Source organism: Kitasatospora sp. NPDC088779 (assembly GCF_040685395.1).
Taxonomy (GTDB): Bacteria; Actinomycetota; Actinomycetes; order Streptomycetales; family Streptomycetaceae; genus Kitasatospora.
This window is the reverse complement of record NZ_JBFBHW010000013.1, coordinates 143,815-165,789: the sequence shown is the minus strand read 5'-3', so window position 1 is coordinate 165,789 and position 21,975 is coordinate 143,815. Positions and strand designations below refer to the sequence as shown.

The 21,975-nt window shown below is 71.8% G+C and carries 25 protein-coding genes; 14 read left to right on the top strand and 11 right to left on the bottom strand.

The genetic code is table 11. From position 1 onward, the window contains the following. Positions 1–395 precede the first annotated feature (395 nt). From dusB to AB0P03_RS15275, 4 genes are all read right to left on the bottom strand, one after another. Complete coding sequence (gene dusB / locus AB0P03_RS15290) at positions 396–1,565, bottom strand: tRNA dihydrouridine synthase DusB (protein WP_363586333.1); 1,170 nt, start codon at positions 1,563–1,565, stop codon at positions 396–398. 107 nt (positions 1,566–1,672) lie between these two features. Continuing rightward, on the bottom strand, positions 1,673–2,461 hold the full coding sequence (locus AB0P03_RS15285; RefSeq protein ID WP_363620328.1) for a DUF4097 family beta strand repeat-containing protein: 789 nt from the start codon (positions 2,459–2,461) through the stop codon (positions 1,673–1,675). A 2-nt stretch (positions 2,462–2,463) separates the two neighbouring features. Then, positions 2,464–3,108: a response regulator transcription factor gene (locus AB0P03_RS15280; protein ID WP_363620326.1), complete on the bottom strand. Its 645-nt coding sequence runs from the start codon at positions 3,106–3,108 to the stop codon at positions 2,464–2,466. Next, positions 3,096–4,322, bottom strand: coding sequence for a sensor histidine kinase (locus AB0P03_RS15275; protein WP_363629240.1), 1,227 nt, complete (start codon positions 4,320–4,322; stop codon positions 3,096–3,098). Before AB0P03_RS15275 ends, AB0P03_RS15280 begins: the two co-directional genes overlap by 13 nt. A gap of 135 nt (positions 4,323–4,457) precedes the next feature. On the opposite strand from AB0P03_RS15275, the gene AB0P03_RS15270 reads away from it, so the two are divergent. After that, the gene (locus AB0P03_RS15270; protein WP_363629238.1) at positions 4,458–5,084 is read left to right on the top strand and encodes a hypothetical protein; all 627 of its coding nucleotides are present in this window, start codon (positions 4,458–4,460) and stop codon (positions 5,082–5,084) included. Further along, positions 5,081–5,467, top strand: a complete 387-nt coding sequence (locus tag AB0P03_RS15265) for a hypothetical protein (RefSeq protein WP_363586338.1) — start codon at positions 5,081–5,083, stop codon at positions 5,465–5,467. Before AB0P03_RS15270 ends, AB0P03_RS15265 begins: the two co-directional genes overlap by 4 nt. A 16-nt stretch (positions 5,468–5,483) precedes the next feature. Here AB0P03_RS15265 and AB0P03_RS15260 read toward each other — a convergent pair whose 3' ends face one another. Continuing rightward, positions 5,484–6,395, bottom strand: a complete 912-nt coding sequence (locus AB0P03_RS15260; protein ID WP_363629236.1) for a helix-turn-helix transcriptional regulator — start codon at positions 6,393–6,395, stop codon at positions 5,484–5,486. 102 nt (positions 6,396–6,497) lie between these two features. On the opposite strand from AB0P03_RS15260, the gene AB0P03_RS15255 reads away from it, so the two are divergent. Continuing rightward, the gene (locus tag AB0P03_RS15255; protein ID WP_363629234.1) at positions 6,498–7,967 is read left to right on the top strand and encodes an MFS transporter; all 1,470 of its coding nucleotides are present in this window, start codon (positions 6,498–6,500) and stop codon (positions 7,965–7,967) included. A gap of 221 nt (positions 7,968–8,188) precedes the next feature. Here AB0P03_RS15255 and AB0P03_RS15250 read toward each other — a convergent pair whose 3' ends face one another. Continuing rightward, a complete protein-coding gene (locus tag AB0P03_RS15250; RefSeq protein ID WP_363629232.1) occupies positions 8,189–8,779 on the bottom strand; it encodes an alpha/beta hydrolase in 591 nt (196 codons plus the stop codon). Between the two features lie 38 nt (positions 8,780–8,817). After that, positions 8,818–9,747, bottom strand: coding sequence for a phosphatidylinositol-specific phospholipase C (locus AB0P03_RS15245; protein WP_363586341.1), 930 nt, complete (start codon positions 9,745–9,747; stop codon positions 8,818–8,820). A gap of 206 nt (positions 9,748–9,953) precedes the next feature. On the opposite strand from AB0P03_RS15245, the gene AB0P03_RS15240 reads away from it, so the two are divergent. Then, on the top strand, positions 9,954–10,187 hold the full coding sequence (locus AB0P03_RS15240) for a hypothetical protein (protein WP_363629230.1): 234 nt from the start codon (positions 9,954–9,956) through the stop codon (positions 10,185–10,187). 3 nt (positions 10,188–10,190) lie between these two features. Here the strand turns inward: AB0P03_RS15240 and AB0P03_RS15235 are convergent, their stop codons facing one another. Both AB0P03_RS15235 and AB0P03_RS15230 read right to left on the bottom strand, forming a co-directional pair. Further along, entirely contained in the window at positions 10,191–10,658 is a 468-nt protein-coding gene (locus AB0P03_RS15235; protein WP_363620312.1) for an NUDIX domain-containing protein, read from the bottom strand. Continuing rightward, complete coding sequence (locus AB0P03_RS15230) at positions 10,645–11,367, bottom strand: DUF5919 domain-containing protein (RefSeq protein WP_363629228.1); 723 nt, start codon at positions 11,365–11,367, stop codon at positions 10,645–10,647. Before AB0P03_RS15230 ends, AB0P03_RS15235 begins: the two co-directional genes overlap by 14 nt. A 238-nt stretch (positions 11,368–11,605) precedes the next feature. On the opposite strand from AB0P03_RS15230, the gene AB0P03_RS15225 reads away from it, so the two are divergent. From AB0P03_RS15225 to AB0P03_RS15200, 6 genes are all read left to right on the top strand, one after another. Next, on the top strand, positions 11,606–11,983 hold the full coding sequence (locus AB0P03_RS15225) for a hypothetical protein (RefSeq protein ID WP_363629226.1): 378 nt from the start codon (positions 11,606–11,608) through the stop codon (positions 11,981–11,983). 172 nt (positions 11,984–12,155) lie between these two features. After that, positions 12,156–12,389, top strand: coding sequence for a hypothetical protein (locus AB0P03_RS15220; protein ID WP_363629224.1), 234 nt, complete (start codon positions 12,156–12,158; stop codon positions 12,387–12,389). Next, on the top strand, positions 12,386–13,459 hold the full coding sequence (locus AB0P03_RS15215; protein WP_363629223.1) for a methyltransferase: 1,074 nt from the start codon (positions 12,386–12,388) through the stop codon (positions 13,457–13,459). Before AB0P03_RS15220 ends, AB0P03_RS15215 begins: the two co-directional genes overlap by 4 nt. Before the next feature lie 107 nt (positions 13,460–13,566). Further along, positions 13,567–14,268 carry a hypothetical protein gene (locus tag AB0P03_RS15210; protein ID WP_363629221.1) on the top strand — a complete coding sequence of 234 codons (702 nt, stop codon included), beginning with the start codon at positions 13,567–13,569 and terminating at the stop codon, positions 14,266–14,268. A 68-nt stretch (positions 14,269–14,336) separates the two neighbouring features. Then, on the top strand, positions 14,337–14,906 hold the full coding sequence (locus AB0P03_RS15205; RefSeq protein ID WP_363586350.1) for an NADAR family protein: 570 nt from the start codon (positions 14,337–14,339) through the stop codon (positions 14,904–14,906). A 172-nt stretch (positions 14,907–15,078) separates the two neighbouring features. Further along, positions 15,079–16,167: a hypothetical protein gene (locus AB0P03_RS15200; RefSeq protein WP_363586344.1), complete on the top strand. Its 1,089-nt coding sequence runs from the start codon at positions 15,079–15,081 to the stop codon at positions 16,165–16,167. Positions 16,168–16,271: 104 nt separating this feature from the next. Here AB0P03_RS15200 and AB0P03_RS15195 read toward each other — a convergent pair whose 3' ends face one another. Further along, the gene (locus AB0P03_RS15195) at positions 16,272–17,654 is read right to left on the bottom strand and encodes a glycine--tRNA ligase (protein WP_030233601.1); all 1,383 of its coding nucleotides are present in this window, start codon (positions 17,652–17,654) and stop codon (positions 16,272–16,274) included. A gap of 191 nt (positions 17,655–17,845) precedes the next feature. On the opposite strand from AB0P03_RS15195, the gene AB0P03_RS15190 reads away from it, so the two are divergent. The 4 genes from AB0P03_RS15190 to AB0P03_RS15175 are packed head-to-tail and all read left to right on the top strand — an operon-like array spanning position 17,846 to position 21,056. Then, positions 17,846–18,838, top strand: a complete 993-nt coding sequence (locus AB0P03_RS15190; protein ID WP_363629219.1) for a metal ABC transporter substrate-binding protein — start codon at positions 17,846–17,848, stop codon at positions 18,836–18,838. A 15-nt stretch (positions 18,839–18,853) separates the two neighbouring features. Beyond that, entirely contained in the window at positions 18,854–19,618 is a 765-nt protein-coding gene (locus AB0P03_RS15185) for a metal ABC transporter ATP-binding protein (RefSeq protein ID WP_350878204.1), read from the top strand. Next, positions 19,615–20,610 (top strand): metal ABC transporter permease, encoded by a 996-nt coding sequence (locus tag AB0P03_RS15180; protein ID WP_363586346.1) that lies wholly within the window; start codon positions 19,615–19,617, stop codon positions 20,608–20,610. Before AB0P03_RS15185 ends, AB0P03_RS15180 begins: the two co-directional genes overlap by 4 nt. Positions 20,611–20,645: 35 nt before the next feature. Continuing rightward, entirely contained in the window at positions 20,646–21,056 is a 411-nt protein-coding gene (locus AB0P03_RS15175) for a Fur family transcriptional regulator (RefSeq protein ID WP_350878206.1), read from the top strand. A gap of 78 nt (positions 21,057–21,134) precedes the next feature. On the opposite strand, the gene AB0P03_RS15170 is transcribed toward AB0P03_RS15175, so the two are convergent. Continuing rightward, complete coding sequence (locus AB0P03_RS15170) at positions 21,135–21,974, bottom strand: isoprenyl transferase (protein WP_363369948.1); 840 nt, start codon at positions 21,972–21,974, stop codon at positions 21,135–21,137. Between the last annotated feature and the right edge of the window lies 1 nt (position 21,975).

Here is a 21,975-nt window from a genome sequence, read left to right as displayed (position 1 = left end):
AGCCAACCTTCAAGTCTTGAACGAATAGAAACACGAAGATCGCATGATTCGGACGCTGGGTAGCGGTCGCGGGTCGCCCGCGTTGCCCCGGCTTGATTTCCTGCACTCGGATCGGCCGATCACCGGCCCACCGGCTTCGGGAAGCGATTCACAGTCGACCTGTCCATTTCGTCCACTGACCCGCCGCCAGGCGCCACCGCATGTGGCAAGCGTCACCAGCGCATCTCACCGGTCGAACGTAGTCCGCCTCCGCCGATCGTCGCACTCCGTCCAGAAACGTGCCCGTTCCGTGACATCGGATCGCCGAAAAGGAGCCCTCCTGTCCAGGTTGGACAAGAGGGCTGGGACCGAGTGGCGATGGGCCCCAGGGGGCCGATTTCGCCACTATGGACAGGTCATCCGCCAGAGGTGTCCGATTCGGCATCCGCCCCCGGTCGGGCGCAGTCGTACGGATCGTCCAACCAGCCCTCGGGCAGCACCACCCGGTTGTTGCCGGCGGTACGCCCGCGCGGCCCGTCCGCACCCGCCGGCCAGGCCTGGGACTGCTCCACCAGGGCGAGGGTTCCGGCCAGCTCGACCAGGGAGGAGGAGTTGGCGAGCTTCACCCGCAGCTCCGAGCCGACCGAGAAGCCCTTGGTGTACCAGGCGACGTGCTTGCGGAAGTCGATCACGCCGCGCGCCTCGTCCCCGATCCACTCGCCGAGCAGCTGCGCGTGCCGCACCATGGCCCGCGCCACGTAGCCGAAGTCCGGACGGGCGTAGTCGACCTCGCCCTCGAAGATCGAGACCAGGTCCCTGAACAGCCACGGCCGGCCCAGGCAGCCGCGGCCCACCACGACGCCGTCGCAGCCGGTCTCCCGCATCATCCGCAGCGCGTCGTCCGCCGACCAGATGTCCCCGTTGCCCAGCACCGGGACGTGCGCCGGAACGGACTCGCGCAGCCGGGCGATCGCCGACCAGTCGGCCGTCCCGCCGTAGTGCTGGGCGGCGGTGCGCCCGTGCAGGGCGATCGCGGCCACGCCCTCCTCGGCGCCGATCCGGCCGGCGTCCAGGTAGGTGAGGTGGTCGTCGTCGATGCCCTTGCGCATCTTCATGGTGACCGGCAGGTCGCCCGCGTTGGCCACGGCCTCGCGCAGGATCTCGCGCAGCAGGTTGCGCTTGTACGGCAGCGCCGAGCCGCCGCCCTTGCGGGTCACCTTGGGGACGGGGCAGCCGAAGTTGAGGTCGATGTGGTCGGCCAGGCCCTCGTCCGCGATCATCCGGGCGGCCTTGCCGACCGTCACCGGGTCCACGCCGTACAGCTGGATCGAGCGCGGCTTCTCGCTGGCGTCGAACTTGATCAGCTGCATGGTCTTGGCGTTGCGCTCGACCAGGGCCCGGGTGGTGATCATCTCGGAGACGTACAGGCCCTTGCCGCCGCTCTGCTCGCGGCAGAGCGTGCGGAACGGCGCGTTGGTGATGCCGGCCATCGGCGCCAGCACGACGGGCGGCCACACCCGGATCGGGCCGATGTCCAGCGGCGCGAACTCGGCGTCGGGCGCGGTGGGTGCGGGCGTGGCAGTCATGCGCGGCTGACCTCGGGGCAGGGGAACGGGACTCTCCATTGTCCCCCACTCGGGTCAGCCCCTGTTTCCGGGCCGCTCCGGGCCTCCCCAGGGCCCTCCGGGCCTCTCTAGGCCGGGTCGATCGTGATCGAGCCCGAGGTGACCGAGCCGTGGATCCGGTTCGGACTGGCCGGGTCCGCCAGGCTCGGGTCGATGTGGCGGCTGCCGCTGCCGACCTCGCCGCTGAAGGCGTAGTGGGAGTCCTGCGGCAGGGCCAGCTTCACCGAGCCCGACCCGCTCCTGGTGTCCACCGACCGCGGCGCCCTGGAGAAGGCCAGGTCGACCGCCCCCGAGGTGGTCTCCGCGTACACCTGCTCCGAGCTCAGGCCGGTGCCCTGCACCATCCCGGAGGTGGCGTGCGCGTACACCTGTCCGGACGTGCCGGTCAGTTTCAGCTCGCCCGAGGTGAGGTCCATCCGGACGCCGCCGCTCAGGCCGTCCACCTCGACGCTGCCCGAGCTCACCTGCCCCGACACGTCGGTACCGGCCGGCACCTCCAGCTCGATCTGGGCACCGCAGCCGAAGTCGGCGAACGGCAGGAACTTCCGGCACTCCATGCCGACCGTGAGCACGTCGCCGTCGAAGGTGGTCGACACCGACGGCTTGCGCACCATCCAGTCCAGGTTCTGCCGGACCACCACCCGGCCGTCGCGGCCCGCCCTGATCCGCACCGAGGCGCTGCCGGTGTCCAGCCGGAGCTTGTGGATGACGACGTTGTACGGCTGCGTCGAGGTCGTCTGCTGCTGCACCACCATCGCCCAGGTCTGCATCCCGGCGCCGATCATGACGACCGCGATCGCGAGCGTGCCGGTGGTCCGCCAGGCCTTCCGCCCCCACGCCTTCGTCGGTCCGCCCACGGCTACCCGACCTCCAGGAACCGCAGCACCGCCAGCACCCGGCGGTGGCTGTCGTCGGCCGGCGGCAGGTCGAGCTTGGTGAAGATCGAGTTGATGTGCTTGGCCACCGCGCTGTCGCTGACCACCAGGGCGGCCGCGATCGCGGCGTTGGAGCGGCCCTCCGCCATCAGGCCGAGCACGTCCCGCTCGCGCGGGGTCAGCTTCTCCAGCGGGTCCCGGTGGCGGCGCACCAGCAGCTGGGCCACCACCTCCGGGTCCAGCGCGGTGCCGCCCGCGGCGACCCGCTGCAGCGCCTCCACGAAGTCGTCCACGTTGGCCACCCGCTGCTTGAGCAGGTAGCCGACGCCGCTGGTGTTGGTGGCCAGCAGGTCGGCGGCGTAGCGCTCCTCCACGTACTGGGAGAGCAGCAGCACGGCGACCTCCGGCCACTGCCGGCGGATCATCAGCGCGGCCTTCACACCCTCGTCGGTGAAGCCCGGAGGCATCCGGACGTCCGCCACCACCACCTTCGGGCGGTGCTCCTCGACGGCCGCCAGCAACTCGGTGGCGTCCCCGACGGCGGCGGCGACCTCGAAGCCCACCGCCTCCAGGACCTTGACCAGGCCGACCCTCAGCAGGACCGAGTCCTCGGCGATCACAGCGCGCACGGCAACTCCACGGTGATGGTGGTGGGGCCCCCGAGGGGGCTGAGAACGGACAGTGTGCCGTCGACCGAGGCGGCGCGCTTGCGCAGGCCGGTCAGCCCGGTGCCGCGCGAGGCGTCCGCGCCGCCCACGCCGTCGTCGCTGATGACCAGGCGCAGCCGGCCGCCGACCGTCCGCACCGAGAGGTCGACCCGCTGGGCGCGGGCGTGCTTGGCCACGTTGGTCAGGGCCTCGGAGACGGTGAAGTAGGCGACCGCCTCGACGGTCGGGGCGACCGGCTCGGCGAGGTGGACGTCCAGGCGCACCGGCAGCGGGGCGCGGGCCGCGATGCCGGACAGCGCCGCGTCCAGGCCGCGGTCCTCCAGGACCGCCGGGTGCAGACCGCGGACCAGGTCGCGCAGCTCGTCGATGGCCGCCTGCGCCTCCTCGTGCGCGTCCACGATCACCTGCATGACCTCGGGCGGGACGTCCTTGAGGGTGCGCCGGGCCAGGCCCAGGTTCATCGCGAGGGAGGTCAGGCGCTGCTGGGCACCGTCGTGCAGGTCCCGCTCGATCCGGCGGCGCTCGGCGTCCACCACGTCGACCAGCCCGGCCCGGCTCTCGGCGATCTCCTCGACCCGCCGCTCCAGCGCCTCCGCGCGGTTGGGGCCGAGCAGCAGCTGGGCCGTGCGCACCTCCAGCCAGGCCGCCAGCGCCGCCAGCCAGGGCATCACGGCCAGCAGCAGCACCCCGGCGACCGTGATCACCACGTCCAGCCCGGCCAGCTCCGAGCGCAGCGGGCTGCCGACGGGCATCAGCCAGACCCAGCCGTACACGCTCGCCATCACCACGCCGGCGCCCCAGGCGTACAGCACCACCAGCGCGCCCGCCGCCAGCAGCGGGCCGGCCAGCAGGTGGTGGACGCTCTGGCGCCAGGTCAGCCCCAGCAGCAGCCGGCCCGGCAGCCAGGCCCACGGCTCGCCCGGGCGCGGCGGCGACACCTCCACCCCGCGCAGGGCGCGCAGCCGGCCGCGCTGGGCGGCGGTGAGCGGGCGCGTGCAGATGAGGACCAGGGCCGTCATCGGGAAGAGCAGCTTGGACTCGGTGACGGCCAGCCAGACCGGCAGGGCCATCGGGAGGCCGGCGGCTATGAAGCGGGTGTCCCGCCAGGCCTCGGGCGACCACGGGTGGCGCCGAAGGCTCCTGACGAGCGCTCGGCGCAACGTGGTGGAGGGCATGACCGACAGCGTAGGGCGCGATGATCAACGGCCACCATGAAGGGGGGCTCACGGTCGGGGTGTATCTAGGTACACCCCGGATTCGGAGCACGGCACCACCGACAGCGGCCCATGATCGACGGGAAGCTGGACGGCATGACGAGCACCGCATCGCACTCCGCCACCCCGCCGCACCGGCGGCCCGTCCCCGGGAGCCACGGGGGTGTTCCCGGGGACGCGCTCCGCCGGACGGCGGGGCCGGAGGGGACGCTGCCGGTCGGGGCCGGGCCCTGGTCGGTCCGCAGCCTGGTCGGCCGCCGCGGCCGGGCCGCGCTGGAGGTGTACCAGGACGGCGAGTTGGCCGATGTCCTGGTCGCCGCCCGGCTCACCCCACAGCTGCTGCGCGGTGCTCGGCGCAGCCCGGCGGGCGGGCGGGCGCACCACGTGCTCGCCTGGGGCCGGCTGGCGGCCGACGGGGGTGCGCCCGCGGTGGCGTTCACCGCCGGGCGGCTGGCCGGGCCGCTCCGGTCCGTGCGGTCGTTCCCGTCCGTGCGGTCGCTCGGGTCCGTGCGGTCGCTCTGGTCGGCCGGGCCGTTCCGGTTCGAGCGACCGGCCGTCGGCGCCGAGGTGGTCACGGTCGCCGGGCGGTTCTGGCTCGCCTGGGCCGAGGGCCCGTACACCGGGGTGCTGGTCCGGCACCCCGGCGGGGACACCACCGAGCGGCAGCCGCTGGAGCGGGTGCGGCGCCGGGGCGAGGCCGCAGTCGTCGGAGGGGCTGCATGAGCACCGCCGTCCTCGCCGGCCGCCCGGCCGCCGCCCTCGTCCTGCCCGCCCGCTTCGAGCGGGTGCCGGTCGTGGCCGCCGTCGCGCTGCTGCCCTGGCTCGCGGTCCTCGCCGCCTGCCACGAGACCCCGTGGGTGGTGCTCGACCTGCTGGAGTTCTCCGCGCTGCTCTCGCTCGACGCCCTGCTGCGCCGGCGCAGCGCCGCCGCCGGCTGGGCCGGCGGAGCGGTGGCCCTGCTGCTCGCGGGGGACGCGCTGGCCGACATCGCCTGCGCCGGCCCGGGCCACGCGGTGCTCGCCGCCCTGGTGATGGCGCTCGGCGTCGAACTGCCGCTCGCGGTGGTGTGCGTGCTGCTCGGGCGTGCCGTCCTCACCCCCCGCTAGAAGCCGTCGGGCAGGGCTAGAAGCTGCTGGGCAACCGGTTCATCAGCGCGCGGGTCTCCTCGTCCAACGGGGTGTACGTGATCATCCGCGTCCCGAGTCGGGGGCCGAGCCAGAAGCTGGTGTACTCGCAGCGCAGCAGCCCGACGCCCGGCACCTGGAACCGCTTGATCCCGTTGCTCGGCCCCATCACCTCGTGCCGCTGCCAGACCTCCGCGAAGTCCGGCGAGGTCTTGAGCAGCCGGGCCAGCAGTGCCTTCCAGGCGGGCTCCGCGCTGTGGTCGGCCATCGCGGCACGGAACCGGGCCACCATGCCGAGGCGTTCGGTCCGGTAGTCGATCAGCACCTCACGGAACCGCGAGGGGGTGAACGCCATCCACATCAAGTTGCGGTCCTCGGGCGGAAGTTCGTTGAGATCGCCGACGATCGCGGTGTACTGGGCGTTGTACGCGAGCACGTCGTAGCGGGGGTTGACGGCCACGGCCGGGTACGGCGCCATCTGCTCCAGCACCAGCCGCACGCTCTGGGTGACCGAGGGGCACTCCTTCACCGGCGCCGGATCCTCCGCGCCGGCCAGGGTGAACAGGTGCGCGCGCTCGCTCGGGTCCAGCAGCAGGGCGCGGGAGACCGCGTCCAGCACCTGGGTGGACACCTGGATGTCGCGCCCCTGCTCCAACCACGTGTACCAGGTCACCCCGACGGCGGCGAGCTGCGCGACCTCCTCGCGGCGCAGCCCCGGCGTGCGGCGGCGGCCGGTCGGGGGCAGGCCCACCTGGTCGGGCGCGATCCGCTCGCGGCGGCTGCGCAGGAAGGCCGCCAGGTCGTGCCGGCGGGCGTCGTCGGGGGTGGTCCGGGCTTGCGTCGCCGGGGTGGTCCGGGCTTGCGCGACCGAGGCGGACCGGGCTTGCGCGGCCGGGGTGGTGAGGCTCATGGTTCCTAGCATGCGCCAGCCCGGAGCCTGTTGCCAGGTACTTCTTATACCTGGATAACCACACTCTGGTACCAGGGTACGGCCAGGCGGATCGTAGGACCCGTGACCCAACAACTCGCCGTCGCCCCCGACCCGGTCCGCACCGCCACCACCCCCGGCGCCGCGACCGCGACCGCCGCCCGCACCGCTGCCCCCTCCCTCGGCACCGCCGGGCTGGTCACCGTCCTGCTCGGGGCCTTCCTGCCGATGCTCGACTTCTTCATCGTCAACGTCGCGCTCCCCACCATCGACCACGACCTGGCCGCCGGGCCCGCCGTCCTCGAACTCGTCGCCGCCGGCTACGGCATCGCCTTCGCCGTCCTACTCGTCCTCGGCGGGCGCCTCGGCGACATCTTCGGCCGCCGCCGGCTCTTCGTCGTCGGCGCCGCCACCTTCGCCGTCACCTCGCTCGCCTGCGGCCTCGCCCCCGGCGCCTGGACGCTGGTCGCCGCCCGCGCCGCCCAGGGCGCCTCCGCCGCGCTGCTGATCCCGCAGGTCCTCGGCACCATCACCGCCGCCACCGACGGCGCCCGGCGCGGCCGCGCCCTCAGCATCTACGGCGCCGTCGGCGGCATCTCCGTGGTGATCGGGCAGGTGCTCGGCGGCATGCTCGTCGCCGCCGACCTGTTCGGCACCGGCTGGCGCTCCGTCTTCCTGCTCAACGTGCCGTTCGCGCTGCTCGCCCTGGTCCTCGCCGTCCGCTACGTCCCGGAGAGCCGGGCCACCCAGGCCGCCCGGGTCGACGTGCCCGGCACCGTCCTGCTCACCGCCTCGCTGCTCGCCCTGCTCGTCCCGCTGATGGAGGGCCGCGCCGCCGGCTGGCCGCTCTGGTCCTGGGTGCTGCTCGGACTGTTCCCCGTCCTCGCCGCCGCCTTCGTCCTGGTCGAACGCCGGGCGGAGCAGCGCGGCGCCACCCCGCTGGTGCCGCCGTCCCTGCTGCGCATCCCCGAGATGCGGCGCGGCCTCGGCATCGCCCTGCCCTACTTCACCGGCTTCGGCGGCTTCATGTTCGTCATCGCCGTCGCCCTCCAGCAGGGCCTGCACCTCGGTCCGGTCGCGGCCGGCTGGGCGCTCGTCCCGATGGCCGTCGGCTACTTCACCGCCTCGCTCTCCGGCCCCCGCCTGATCGGCCGCTACGGCAGCCGGGTACTGAGCGCGGGCGCCGTCATCCAGGCCGCCGGCCTGGCCACCCTCGCCGTCACCGTCCTCGCCGACTGGTCGCACTTCTCCCCGCTGCGGATGGCGCCCGGCGTCGCCCTCGCCGGCATCGGACAGGGCCTGATCGGCACCCCGCTGTTCCGCGTCGTCCTCGCCAAGGTGCCCGCCGCCCGGGCCGGCGTCGGCAGCGGCGTCCTGGCCACCGGCCAGCAGTCCAGCCTCGCCCTCGGCGTCGCCACCCTCGGCACCCTCTACCTGTCGCTCTCCCCCAGCCTCGGCATGGACCGCGCCCTCGCCCTCTGCCTGGGCCTCCAGCTCATCGGCTCCTTCGTCATCCTGTACCTGACCACCCGCCTCCCCCGCTCCATCGGCTGAGCCGACCGGCCCCACGGGCCACGGCGACGGCAGCGGCCCCGCGATCGACACCCGATCGCGGGGCCGTCCAGGGCGTCGCGCCAAGGTCCTGCACCGCCCGGACACCGGCGGACCCGCCCTCACCTGCGACACCCCGGCCAGCACCACCGACGCCGAAGAGCAACCCGCCGCCTGGGCCGCCCACCCCGGTTCGGCGTCCGCCGACCGGCTCCGGGCGCTCTCTAGACGTCGAGCGAGCCGACGAAGCGGTCCAGCCGCGAGACGACCTGCCGCAGCACCCCGGCCGACCCCACGGGATCATCCGCCAGCTCAAGGGAGTGATCCGCCGAGGGTACTTCCAGGACCTCGTGCCCCACCGACCCGGCGACCTGTCGATCCCACAGCTGGTCGGCGCTCCCGCCGACCAGGAGCGTCGGCATTTCGGATCGGCGCAGCGAGCGGGCCACCTGGTCGAGGGTCAGGACGGGCGTCAGCCAGGCCGCCGCCATCCCCCGATCGGCTGCGATGCCACAGGCGAGCGAGCCCAAGGACTTGCCGACCAGGAGACCGCAGGCCCCCTCCTCCGCGGCGACGGCCCGGCCGACCTGCCGCTCGACCCATGCGATCCGGTCGTCCACGGTGAACCGGGAGAAGTCGCCCGGGACCTGCCACCACAACTCCTGCACCGTCCAGCCGTGTTGGAGGAGCACGGCGCGGGCGAAGTGGAGCAGCGGCCTGGCGGGCGAGTAACCGACTCCGGGAATGACGAGTGCGACACGGGCAGGGTCACCGTCGAAGCGATTCGGGACCGCGAAGGGTGAGGGATCAGGCATGCCGGCAGGCTACCCAGCGGTCGGGTCGGCGGCCCCGGTCAGCGGCCGATGAAGTTCTTGTCGATGAGCAGTTGCAGGACGTCGGTGTGGAAGTCGGGGAAGTCCATCGGGACGATGCCGAAGTGGGCGGCCTGTTGGCGGCGGGCGTTCAGGTAGTCGCGGACGGGGGGCATGATGGCGGCCGCGTTGACCTTGGGCCAGCCGCCGTTGGCGTAGCTCGTGAAGTTCACGTACATCCGCGGGGAGCCCTGGTCGAGGAAGGCATGGTCGAACCAGTCGACGACGGCCTGGGACTTGGCGGCGAGGCTGATGCCCTGGAAGGTGTCCTGGGTCGCGAACCAGGTGTTGGTGCCACTGGACCACTGGATGACCGACCACGGGTTGGCGAAGTCGGCGGCGAGGACGACGCGGCCGCGGGCTTGGCCGAGGGTGGGCCACGAGGGGTCGGTCCAGAACAGGCCCCGGTAGCCGAGGTCGTCCAGGTAGTGGTTGATCCGGCGCTGGAACTCGGTGTCGTCGAGCCGGTTCCCGCCCGCGTACTCGTTCCTGACCCGCATGACCAGGGCCTCGCGCGGGTTGGCGGCGAGGAAGGAGCGGCACTGGTCGAGGACGTCCTGGAGCCGGACGTACTGGTAGTTGTCGCTGTGGTAGATGCCGAGTTCGTCGGCCGTCCCCGCGAGTCCGTTGCAGCGGATGTCGAGGAAGCGGATGCCGCGCTGGAGTTGCTCGGGCAGGCCCCAGTTCTGGGTGTGGGACCACTCGGTGCCGTGCATCGGGTCGGTGCAGCAGGAGTCGTGGGTACCGGGGATCGTCAGGGCGGTCAGCGGCGTGGCGTCGCCCAGGGCGCTCATCCAGGCGGACGGGCTGACGGTGGCGGCGGCGGCAGACGGGCTGAACGCGGCGGCGGCCAGGAGGGCGCCACCGGCACCGGCTCCCCAGCGCAGGACGTCACGACGGGTGGGGCTCATGAGTGCTCCTCACATCGGCTTCTGGAAAGGGGAGTTGTCATGCCCCCTTCCCGATCTGCTCGATGGGGCGGGCTCCGAAACCCGTGGCGCGCGGCACGAGAAGTCGACCTGGTCGACTTCTCGTGCGCCGGGTCAGGTGGAACTGACCCTTCCGTGGAGATGGTTCGTCATGGGACGATCCAGGACCGGGGGAAAGGTGAGACCTCATGACCTTCGTCATCGCGTTCCTGGTCTCACTCGTGACCGCCATCATCGGCACGACCGTCCTCCTGGGCCGCCGAGAGCGGGCCCGCAGCGGCCACTCGGACGACACCGAAGGGCTGCTGATCGAACACCAGCGAACCGCGCACGCCGCCCAACTGCGCGGGACCTACTCCAGCCAGGCCGTCCACCACGGCACCGGATTGATCAGCGACGACCTGCACAAGCACTACTCCTAGGCCTCAGCGCACGACGGGGGTGCGGCCGCTGCGCCAGTCGGCGAGGCGCTTGCGGATGCTCGGCACCATGGGCAGGCCGTCGGCATCGGCTGGGGAGAACCAGCCGACCTCGAACGACTCGCCGGAGACCCGGAGTTCGCCACCCAGCGGCTCACCGAGCAAGCAAATGGAGAACTCCTGCCGCACCTCGCCGTCGTCATAGGCGAAAACATGGCCAGGGTCGGTGTAGGTGCCCACAATGCCGGTGATGACGACGTCGATACCGGTCTCCTCACGGGTTTCGCGGACGCCGCAGTCCGCGAGGGACTCCCCGAGCTCCATCTTTCCGCCGGGCAAGGCCCACATGCCGTTGTCGGTACGACGCTGAAGGAGTACGCGGCCATCGCCGTCGACCACGACGACAGAGGCCGCCGGCACCAGGCTGTTTGCCTTCGGCGCATGCGGGTCGTTCTCGAAATCACGCCTGGCCATGCGCAGCCACCTCCCAGATGCTTCGACCTCGGCTCCACAACTCTTCGACATGATCCGCGAATCGGTCGAACATGCCATCCGACTGGGTGCGTCGAAGATGGAACATGGGCGAGTCGTGGCCGACCCTGCGGGCAAGGATCGGAGTCACCAGCATCTCGTCATCGAACCGGAAGACAGACAGGTTCACATGCCCGGTCTCGAACCGACCCTCGACGTTCGAGACATCTCGCAATCGCTCCAACTCGCTGATGGTCACAGCGATACGTGTAGCCAGCGTGAGGGGAACGCCCTCCTCAAACTCACGGGCTCTCGTCACTGGACTGCCAGGATCACCGATGAGGAATCTCACACGACAGCCCCCCTGAGCCTTCCGCCGCAACGCACCGGCAAGGTTCGCCTGCTCAAGCCACAGGAAGTAGTTGGTGTAGCCGGCGAACGTCAACTCACGCTCGGCCTTGGTAATCAGCGATCGCCAGAGCGAGGACGGCGCCGCCGAGCGGTACGGAAATACCTGGACAACCTCTCGGTCAGGGCCAGTCCTAAGGGTCGAGCGGGCAGTAGTAGGCCACAAAGCGACTTCCTCCTCACCTAGCGCCCTACAAGCCGCCCATCGATGTCGAGCATGGGGAGTACGGCCGGGATCGGCGATCCATCGGCTGACGGTCTTGGCGTCGACTCCACACGCCTCAGCCAGCTGCGCTTCCGTCATCTTGGCACTGGCCAAGGCGCGTCGAAGACCATGGTTCATATTCCATCTCCGCAGCACATCGGGGACGGGACGAACCATAGCCGCGAAGTGTCCCAAACGTCCCGCAAACACAGTAGGAACGGCCCACGCCAAGGTGGAGCATCGGATCGTGATCGAGCGATGACACAGCGCGATCATTGCCGGTCAGTCGATTGCCATATTTCCGGACAGTCTCGTCACGCAAGGAAATCCGAACGCCATGGCTTCCATGCTCAGAAAAATCACCGCCGAGGACCGCCGCGAGGCCGCCGACGCCCTCGACGACCTCAAGGCGACCCTCGCCTACGCCGGTACCCAACTCCCCTCCCCCGGAATCGACTGGGCGTGCGCCTCCGTCACCGGCATCGTCCTGATCGACCTCGGCGCCGCCCCGACCTCCGTAGTCGTCCAGATCGTCGACGTGCTCCGCGCCGGCGTCCGCGCCCGTCGCGAGCAGGCCGACCAGCAGCCGTGGCACCCCTCCGTCGGTGCGACCGTCACGCTCAACGCGCCGGGCGGCGTGCCCCTCGCCGCCAAAGTCGTGGGTGCGAACGGGAAGTTGGTCACCGTGCGGCTCGACAGCTGGCTCACCCCGTGACGGCCGCCACCCCCACCGCCCCCGACGCCGCTCTCGTCCACGACAGCCGCACCGGGCGACTCGGCGTCGTCATGGACCTCGTCGCCGGCCTCCTCCACCTCCGCCCTCCCCATGGCGGCGTCGAGTGGACGGCCCGACCCGAGGACATCGGCCCGCCGCCCCCGCAGAACTCGTGGCGCTACCGACCCGCCCCCACCCCGCCCTGGTCGCCGCCGCAGCGTTCTCCATCGCGACCGGGGCGGGCGCAGGGGCACTCGCCTCCCGCCCGCTTCGCCACAGCGACCCCAGCATGGCGAACCTCTTCTTCCTCCTCGTACTCTGCGTTGTCACCGTGCTGGTCAACTCCGCACTCAGCAAGGCGATCCAGCACAGACGTACACACCCGCCCCAGGAGGGAGAACCGTGACCCCGGACACCGCAGCCGCGCGCCGAACACTCGCCGACCGGCTTGAGGCGGACGGCGCCCTGACCAGCCCGGCACTGCGCGCCGCCGTGGAGGCCGTGCCCCGGGAGCCGTTCCTGCGGCCCGGGGTGTTCGTGTCCACCGGCAGGCGCCGCTGGCGGCCGGTGACCGAGCGCGGCGCCGATCCGGCGGAGTGGGTCGAACTCGCGCACAGCAATCGGTCGCTGGTCACCCAGCTCAACGGGCATCTGACCGCCGACCAGGTCTCCGCGCCCGTCCGGGGCTTCCCCACCGCCTCCACCACCGCCCCGGCCTCCACCGTCCGCATGATCGACGCCCTGGGCGCCGAGGACGGGCACACCGTGCTGGAGATCGGCGCCGGCACGGGCTACTCGACGGCCCTGCTCCGCCACCTCCTCGGCGAGCGCAACGTCACCACCGCCGAGGGCGACCCCGAGGTCACGCACGACCGGGTGATCGCCACCCACGCGGTGCGCCGCATCCCCCACACCTGGGTGCGGCAGACCAAACCCGGCGGCACGATCCTGGCCACGGTCGGCACCTGGCCCGAGGGCGCCGGCCTGGCCAAGGTCACCGTCCACGCGGACGGCACCGCCGACGGCCGGATCATCGGCCGCTCCGCCCTCCCTCCCGTCCGGCCCGATCGCCCGGTGCCCCCGGTCGGCAACCTCACGGCCCGGGCGGCAACCACCGAGCCGAAGCGACTGGCGCACGTCTCCCCCACCCTCCTCAACAACCCAGCGCCGGCCATTCTCGCCCAACTCTCCTTCCCAGAGTCCAAGTTCACCGTCTCAATCGGGGAGGATCTGGAGTCGATCTACTGCCTGTCCATCCCCGGATCCGTCGCCGAGGTCGCCGACGACACCTACGGCTGGACGGTCCACCAGAGCGGCCCGGTCGCCCTGTGGGACGAGGTCGAGCGCATCCTCACCGCCTGGCAGGAGGCCGGCCGCCCCGACCTCACCGCCGTCCGCCTGCGGATCACCGACCGGGCGACCCACTACTGGGTCGACGGCCACCCCGCCCTCCGCTGGGAGCACACCACTACCTGACGGCTCGACAGAACACTTCCGGGAATGGGGTGATCTCGGGACGGCAGGGCCAACCGATGGAATGCTGTGGCTCGGTCCGACCACCGCAACCACCCGGGGAGTCACCCATGCCACTGTTCGGCAGCCGCAAGAACCTTCCGAGGCCGCTGTGCGACGAGCACGGCCCGTGCCAGGCGCTCGCGACGATCTCGGTCTTCGAGGTCCGGGACCGGCTGCGGCTCCTGATCACCAGGAGCCGCGGCCTGGGGCCCGATCCGATGGCACGGCAGATCGACGACGAGCTGTCGGTCGTCCTCTGCGTGGACGCCGGCAAGCGGGCCGGCAAGACCGAGGCCCTGTCGATAGCCGAACACGCCGCCGACCAGTGGAGCATCAGCCGGGCCGAGCTGTGGGAGCGGGCCTTCGCGAACCTGGCCACCGAGCAACTCAACCGGCAGGTCTTCGACGCGTCCAACGGCGACACCATCCACACCGTCAACGGCATGGGGGCCTGGCCCGGAGCCGCCCACGCGCTGCGCCTGGAGAACGCCCTGGGAGGGGGCGTCGAGCTGCCCAACGGGGCCCTGGTCGCCCTGCCGACGAACAACGCGCTCTGCGCCGTGCCGATCCGCACCAGCCTGTCGCTGAACGCCATCCGCTTCCTGATCGACCTGTCGAAGGAGCTCGCGGCCGGCGATCCGGCCCCGCTGACCCCGTCGCTCTTCTGGTACCGGGACGGCTGGATCGAGAACCTCAACGTCGGCTCGGACGGCTTGATGCGCGTGTCGCCCCGCTTCCGGGACATGGCGAACGCCCTGCCCGTCAACTGACCCGGCCGGCCACCGAAAACCCGCTGGCCCGACGGCCCCCTTTGCGTCAGAATGACGATATGAGCGAGATGCGCGTGGGGACCTCTGCCGACGTCCGTAGCCGGGTGGAGCTGGCGGCACTGATGGCCACCGGGGTGCGGCCGAAGTGGCTGATGTTCTGGGGGCACACCGAACGGAAGGGCGGGGGGACGCGGCAGGAGTGCCTGAGCCAGTGGTGGCCCGGGGAGTTCACCGTCGACGGGGTGGCGTACGCGTCCGCCGAGCACTGGATGATGGCGGGGAAGGCCCGGATGTTCGGGGACGAGGCCATCGAGCAGCAGGTGCTGGCGGCCCGCACGCCGGCCGAGGCGAAGAAGCTGGGGCGGCTGGTCAAGGGGTTCGACGACGCGGCCTGGACGGCCGGCCGGTTCGAGCTGGTCGTCGAGGGGAACGTCGCGAAGTTCGGCCAGGACGAGGCGCTGCGCGCCTACCTGCTGGGCACCGGCGACCGCGTCCTGGTCGAGGCCAGCCCGGTGGACCGGATCTGGGGCATCGGGCTCGCGGCCGACGACATCCGCGCGGAACGGCCCGACGAGTGGCAGGGGTTGAACCTGCTCGGCTTCGCCCTGATGGAGGCGCGGGCACGGCTGGCCGCATGAGGGCGGTCGGCCCGCCGCGGAGCGCGACCGGCGCACTTCTCGCAACGACCGCCGTCTGCGCGCTCCTTGACACCAGTCGCGCACGACTGGACGCGCTCCCTTAACTCCCCCGCCATATAGCGACGCCAGGATGTCCCGCAGTCAGGGGAGAGATGGACGGGGTGGGGCGATCATGCGCATGCGGCCGACGGCACAATCCGCGGGCCAGGACCCGGAGGGCGAGCAACAGGCGTACGAACTCCGGTCGGAGCTGGACGAGTTACTGCGCGCGAGCCGCTACGCGAGCCAGCGGGAGCGGCGGTTGAACGAGGCGATCCGGGCGGCGCCGGGCCGCCAGCGGCCGGACGGGGACTTGCTGCGGCAGCTGGCGCAGGCGCGCGCCCTGCGCGAGGGCCTGGGCGCCCGCTGCCTCCAACTGAGCGATCGACTGGAGGCGTTGGAGAACCGACTGCGGAACCGACAGCCGGAGCCGCAACCGGCCCAGGCCCCGCCGCCCCAGGACCGACCCGCCCGACCCGCCCGACCCGACATCGGCGCCCTCGCCGAGCGGGTGGCGGCCCTGCACCGCGCCGGCGCCTTCGCCGAGGCGACGGAGCTGCTGTCCCGGGCGGCCACCGGCCTCGATCCGGCGGACGCCGCGCTGCTGGCCGGCATGCTCTCCCGACGCGGCCCGACGGGCGCGTCCCTGCACCTGGCCAGGAGCGCCGCGCAGTGCGCCCCCGAGCAGGCGGTGGCGATGCTGGCGGAGTTGCGCGAGCTGGGGCTGGCGGAGGAGGCGGCGGAACTGTTCCACGCGTTCTGGGGCTATCCGGCGTCGGCCCTGCCCGCCCTGCTGGCCGCGCTGGAGCGGGCCGGGCAGGGCGCGGACGGCGCGACGCTGCTGTGGGAGTGGGGTTCGGCACCGACGCCGGAGCTGACGGCGCTGGCGACCGGTCTGCGCCGCACGGGCCGGCACGCCGACGTGCGGACGCTGCTGCGCCAGGCGGCCGGCCGGCCGACGGCGGAGCTGGCCGCGCTGGCGACGGAGCTGCCGGCCGAGCTCGCGACCGTCCTGCTGTACGAGCTGGCGGCGCTGCGCCCGCCGGTGGAGCTGGTCAAGCTGGCGGCCGCGTTGGACACCAGCCCGGAGCTGTACGGGCGGTTGCTCGCCGCGCTGCTCGCCGACGGCGCCCGGCACCGGACGACGCTGGCCGCCCTGCGCAGCGCCGGCCTGCCGACCGAACCGGCCGCGGCCCCCCGTTCCCGCTGGGGCAGACGGTAAGCGCAGACGGTGAGCGGAGGGCGGGAACGGCGGGAACACGCGGGAGCCCCCGCCCGCCCCGGACGGACCGGGGCGAACGAGGGCTCCAGAAGAGCTGAGCAGGCTCAGCAGCCGATCAGCCGCGCACCCAGGTACGCCTTGACCTGGTCGAGCGAGACGCGCTCCTGCGACATGGTGTCGCGGTCGCGGACGGTCACCGCGTTGTCCTCGAGGGTGTCGAAGTCGACGGTGACGCAGAACGGCGTGCCGATCTCGTCCTGGCGGCGGTAGCGCTTGCCGATGGCGCCGGCGTCGTCGAACTCGACGTTCCACGCGGTGCGCAGGTCGGCGGCGAGGCCGCGGGCCTTCGGGGAGAGGTCGGCGTTGCGCGACAGCGGCAGGACGGCGACCTTGACCGGGGCCAGGCGCGGGTCGAGCCGCATGCCGACGCGCTTCTCCATGACGCCCTTGGCGTTGGGCGCCTCGTCCTCGAAGTAGGCGTCGATCAGGAAGGCCAGCATGGCGCGGTTGAGGCCGGCCGCCGGCTCGATGACGTACGGGAAGTACCGCTCGCCGCTCTCCTGGTCGAAGTACTTGAGGTCCTGGCCGGACGCCTCGCTGTGCACCCGCAGGTCGTAGTCGGTGCGGTTGGCGACGCCCTCCAGCTCCGAGAACTCGCTGCCGCCGAAGTTGAAGCGGTACTCGATGTCCACCGTGCGCTTGGCGTAGTGGGAGAGCTTCTCCTTCGGGTGCTCGAAGAAGCGCATGTTCTCGGTGCGCAGGCCCAGGCCGACGTACCAGTCCCAGCGCTGCTGGAGCCAGTACTCGTGCCACTGCTCGTCCTCGCCCGGCTTGACGAAGAACTCCATCTCCATCTGCTCGAACTCGCGGGTGCGGAAGATGAAGTTGCCGGGGGTGATCTCGTTGCGGAAGCTCTTGCCGGTCTGGGCGATGCCGAACGGCGGCTTCTTGCGCGACGTGGTCTGGACGGCCTTGAAGTTGGTGAAGATGCCCTGGGCGGTCTCGGGCCGCAGGAAGGCCAGGCCGCTGGCCTCCTCGGTGACGCCGAGGTGGGTCTTCAGCATGCCCGAGAAGTCCTTGGGCTCGGTGAACTGGCCCTTGGTGCCGCAGTCGGGGCAGTTGACGTCCTTGAGGCCGTTCGGCGGCGGGAAGCCGTGCTTGGCCTCGTACTTCTCCTCCAGGTGGTCGGCCCGGTGGCGCTTGTGGCAGGAGAGGCACTCGGTCAGCGGGTCGTTGAAGGTGGCGACGTGGCCGGAGGCCTCCCACACCTCGCGCGCGAGGATCACCGACGAGTCGAGTCCCACGACGTCCTCACGGGCCTGGACCATCGCGCGCCACCACTGGCGCTTGATGTTCTCCTTGAGTTCGACGCCCAGCGGCCCGTAGTCCCAGGCGGCACGCGTGCCGCCGTAGATCTCGCTGCAGGGGTAGACGAAGCCACGGCGCTTGCTCAGGCTGACGATCGTGTCGATCTTGTCGGCGGCCACAGTGCTCTCTTCAGTACGTACGGCACGGTCAGGGCACGGCTGGTTGCGCGTACCCGAATACCTCAGGTTACCGGCCATATGGGTACGGGGTTCAAATCGGTATCGTCCGGCCCCTCCCAGCCACGGCTACCTGCCGTTCACCCGTCCGAGTGAGTTGACAATCATTTCCAGATAAGATGAGAATGATTGTCATGATGATCGGACGACGTACCCGCAGCTCCATAGCCATCGCCGCCACCGCCCTCACCGCCTCCCTCGTCCTGACCGCCTGCGGTGGCAGCAGCAGCGCCCAGAGCGCCGACGGCAAGCTGAAGGTCGTCGCCTCCTTCTACCCGATGGAGTACCTGGCCCAGCAGATCGGCAAGGAGCATGTCGCGGTCACCGACCTCACCGCGGCCGGCGTCGAGCCGCACGACCTGGAGCTCACCGCCAAGCAGGTCGCCACCGTCCAGAAGTCCGACGCGATCATCTACCTCAAGGGCCTCCAGCCCACCGTCGACCAGGCCGTCGGCCAGTCCTCGGCCAAGTACAAGATCGACGCCACCGCCGCCAGCCCGCTGGTCGACCACCACCTCGACGAGGGCACCGAGGCCGACGGCCACCAGCACGACGGCCCGGCCGGCGACCCGCACATCTGGCTCGACCCGACCCGCTACGCGGCGATCGCCAAGAGCGTCGGCGACGGGTTCGCCAAGGCCGACCCGGCCCACGCCGACGACTACCGCAAGAACACCGACGACCTGGTCGGTCGGCTGACGGCGCTGGACCAGGAGTTCCGGGACGGCCTGAAGGACGCCAAGTCCAAGACCTTCGTCACCAGCCACGCCGCCTTCGGCTACCTCGCCGACCACTACGGCCTCACCCAGGTCGCCATCAACGGCGTCGACCCCGAGTCCGAGCCCACCCCGGCCCGCCTCGCCGAGGTGCAGAAGGCCGCCAAGGACAACGGCGTCACCACGATCTTCTTCGAGACCCTGGTCAGCCCCAAGCTCGCCGACACCGTCGCCAAGGACCTCGGCCTCAAGACCGCCGTACTGGACCCGCTGGAGGGCGTCAAGGACCCGGGCAAGGAGGACTACCTCTCGGTCATGAAGCAGAACCTGGCCAACCTCCAGGCCGCCCTCGGCGCCACCCCCGCCGCGACCGGCACCACTCCCACCACGACCGGCACCCCCACCAGCTGACGGGACGACAGCACCATGACCCACCCGATACCCCCGGCCGTCCGCCTCCGCGACGCCGTCGCCTCGCGCGGCGGTCGGCCGGTGCTGCGCGGCGTCGACCTCACCGTCCAGCCCGGCGAGGTGGTCGCCCTGCTCGGCGCCAACGGCTCCGGCAAGTCCACCACCGTCAAGGCCGTGATCGGCTCCGTCCCGCTGGGGCAGGGCACGCTGGAGCTGTTCGGCATCCCGTACGCCGGCTTCCGCGCCTGGCACCGGATCGGGTACGTCCCGCAGCGCACCACCGCCGCCTCCGGCGTGCCGGCCACCGTGCGCGAAGTGGTCTCCACCGGGCGGCTGCCGCAGCACCGGCTGCTGCCGTTCCGCCGCCGGGACCGCGCGGCGGTGGACCGCGCGCTGGCCGCCGTCGGCATGCTGGAGCGGGCCGGGGACGGCGTCGCCGACCTGTCCGGCGGCCAGCAGCAGCGGGTGCTGATCGCCCGCGCCCTGGTCGGCACCCCCGACCTGCTGATCATGGACGAGCCGATGGCCGGCGTGGACGCCGCCAGCCAGCAGGTGCTCGCCGACACCCTGCGCGCCGAGGTCGCCCGCGGCGCCGCCGTCCTCCTCGTGCTGCACGAACTCGGGCCGCTGGAACCGCTGATCGACCGCGCCGTGGTGCTGCGGGACGGCTGCGTCGCGCACGACGGCCCGCCCGTGCCCAACACCGGCCTGCACGCGCTGCCCGGCCACGACCACGTCCACCCGCACGCCGACCACACCCCGCCGAGGCTGCTGGCATGACCGAGATGCTCTCCTACGACTTCATGCAGCGCGCCCTGCTCGCCGCCGTCCTGGTCGGGATCACCGCACCGGCCGTCGGCATCTACCTGGTGCAGCGCCGGCAGGCCCTGATGGGCGACGGCATGGGACACGTCGCGATGACCGGCGTCGGCCTCGGCTTCATCTTCCAGACCAGCCCGGTCTGGATGGCCGTGCTGGTCTGCGTGCTCGGCGCCGTCACGATGGAACTGGTCCGCTCGCGCGGCAACCAGCGCGGCGACATCGCCCTGGCGATGCTCTTCTACGGCGGCATGGCCTGCGGCAAGCTGCTCGTCTCGCTCTCCGCCCAGGCCGGCGCCGGCTCGCTGGAGAGCTACCTGTGGGGCTCCATCCTCACCGTCGCCCCGACCGACCTGATCACCATCGCGGTGCTCGGCGCGGTGGTCGTCGCGGTCACCGTCGGCCTGCGCCGACAGCTCTTCGCGATCTGCCAGGACGAGGACTTCGCCCGGGTCACCGGCCTGCCGGTGCGCACGCTCAACCTGCTGCTCGCGGTGATGGCCGCCGTCACCGTCACCGTCGCGATGCGGGTGGTCGGGCTGCTGCTGGTCAGTGCCCTGATGGTGGTCCCGGTGGTCGCCGCCCAGCAGCTCACCCGGTCGTTCGCCGCCACCCAGGCGGCCTCGATCGCGCTCGGCGTGGTGGTCTCGCTGGCCGGCGTCACCGGCTCCTACCACCTCAACGTGCCCTCCGGCCCGGCCATCGTGCTGCTCGCCATCGCGGTCTTCGCGGTGTTCAGCCTGCTCGCCGCGCCGCTCGCCCGGCGGCGCCACCGCAGGGGCGTCGCGGACCCCGGACCGAAGGTCTGCGACGTCGCCCTGCCGGAACAGTTCCCGGGTCAACTCCCGGAAGAATTCCCGGGGCAGTCCCCGGGACAGATCCCGGGGCAACTCCCGGGCCGCGGTTCCTCCGACGCGATCACTCCGGAGCGGGGGGCGGGGCTGGCACAATGAGGTGCGAGACGCCCACCACCCCAGGAGGACCCACGGTGACCACCGCAGGCCCGTCGCCGCGCGCCCGCTCGACCCGGCAACGTGCCGCCGTCTCGGCGGCCCTGGACGAGATCGAGGACTTCCGCAGCGCGCAGGAGCTCCACGACATGCTCAAGCACCGCGGGGACTCCGTCGGTCTGACCACGGTCTATCGCACCCTCCAGTCGCTCGCCGACGCCGGCGAGGTGGACGTGCTGCGCACCGCCGACGGCGAGGCCGTCTACCGCCGGTGCAGCAGCGGGCACCACCACCACCTGGTGTGCCGGCACTGCGGCGCCACCGTCGAGGTGGAGGGCCCGGCGGTGGAGCGCTGGGCCAACGCGGTCGCCGCGGAGCACGGGTTCAGCGACATCGCGCACACCCTGGAGATCTTCGGCACCTGCGCGGAGTGCGCCAAGAAGGCCTGAGCAGCGGAGCGGCGGTACGGCGAAGGGCCCGTGGGAGCGATTCCCACGGGCCCTTCGCCGTACCGCCGCCGTACCGCGTCAGCGCTGGGTGGGCAGGTCCAGCGGCTCGGGCACCTCGTTCGGGATCGCCCCGCCGAAGCGGCGGTCGCGCCTCGCGTACTGCTCGCAGGCACGCCACAGGTCGCGGCGGTCGAAGTCCGGCCAGAGCACGTCCTGGAACACGAACTCGGCGTACGCGGACTGCCAGAGCAGGAAGTTGGAGGTGCGCTGCTCGCCGCTGGGGCGCAGGAACAGGTCCACGTCCGGCATGTCCGGGTGGTACATGTACTTGGCGAGGGTCTTCTCGTTGACCTTCTTCGGGTCCAGCTTCCCGGCGGCGACGTCGGCCGCGAGGGCCGCCGCGGCGTCCGCGAGCTCGGCCCGGCCACCGTAGTTGACGCACATGTAGAGCGTGACGGCGTCGTTGTCCTTGGTCTGCTCCTCGGCGACCTGGAGCTCCTGGACGACGCTCTTCCACAGCTTCGGCATCCGGCCCGCCCAGCGGACCCGCACGCCCATCGCGTCCATCTCGTCGCGGCGGCGGTGGATGACGTCCCGGTTGAAGTTCATCAGGAACTTCACCTCGTCGGGCGAGCGCTTCCAGTTCTCGGTGGAGAACGCGTACAGCGAGATGTTCTTCACGCCGAGCTCGATCGCGCCCTTGAGGACGTCCAGCACGACCGACTCGCCGACCTTGTGGCCCTCGGTGCGGGGCAGTCCGCGCTCCTTGGCCCAGCGGCCGTTGCCGTCCATCACGATGGCGACGTGGCCGGGGACCAGCTCGCCGGGAATCTTCGGGGGCTGTGCGCCACTGGGGTGCGGGGTCGGGGGGAGGTACTCCCTCTGTTTGCCGCCGCCGAAGAGCCGTCGCGCTGCCATG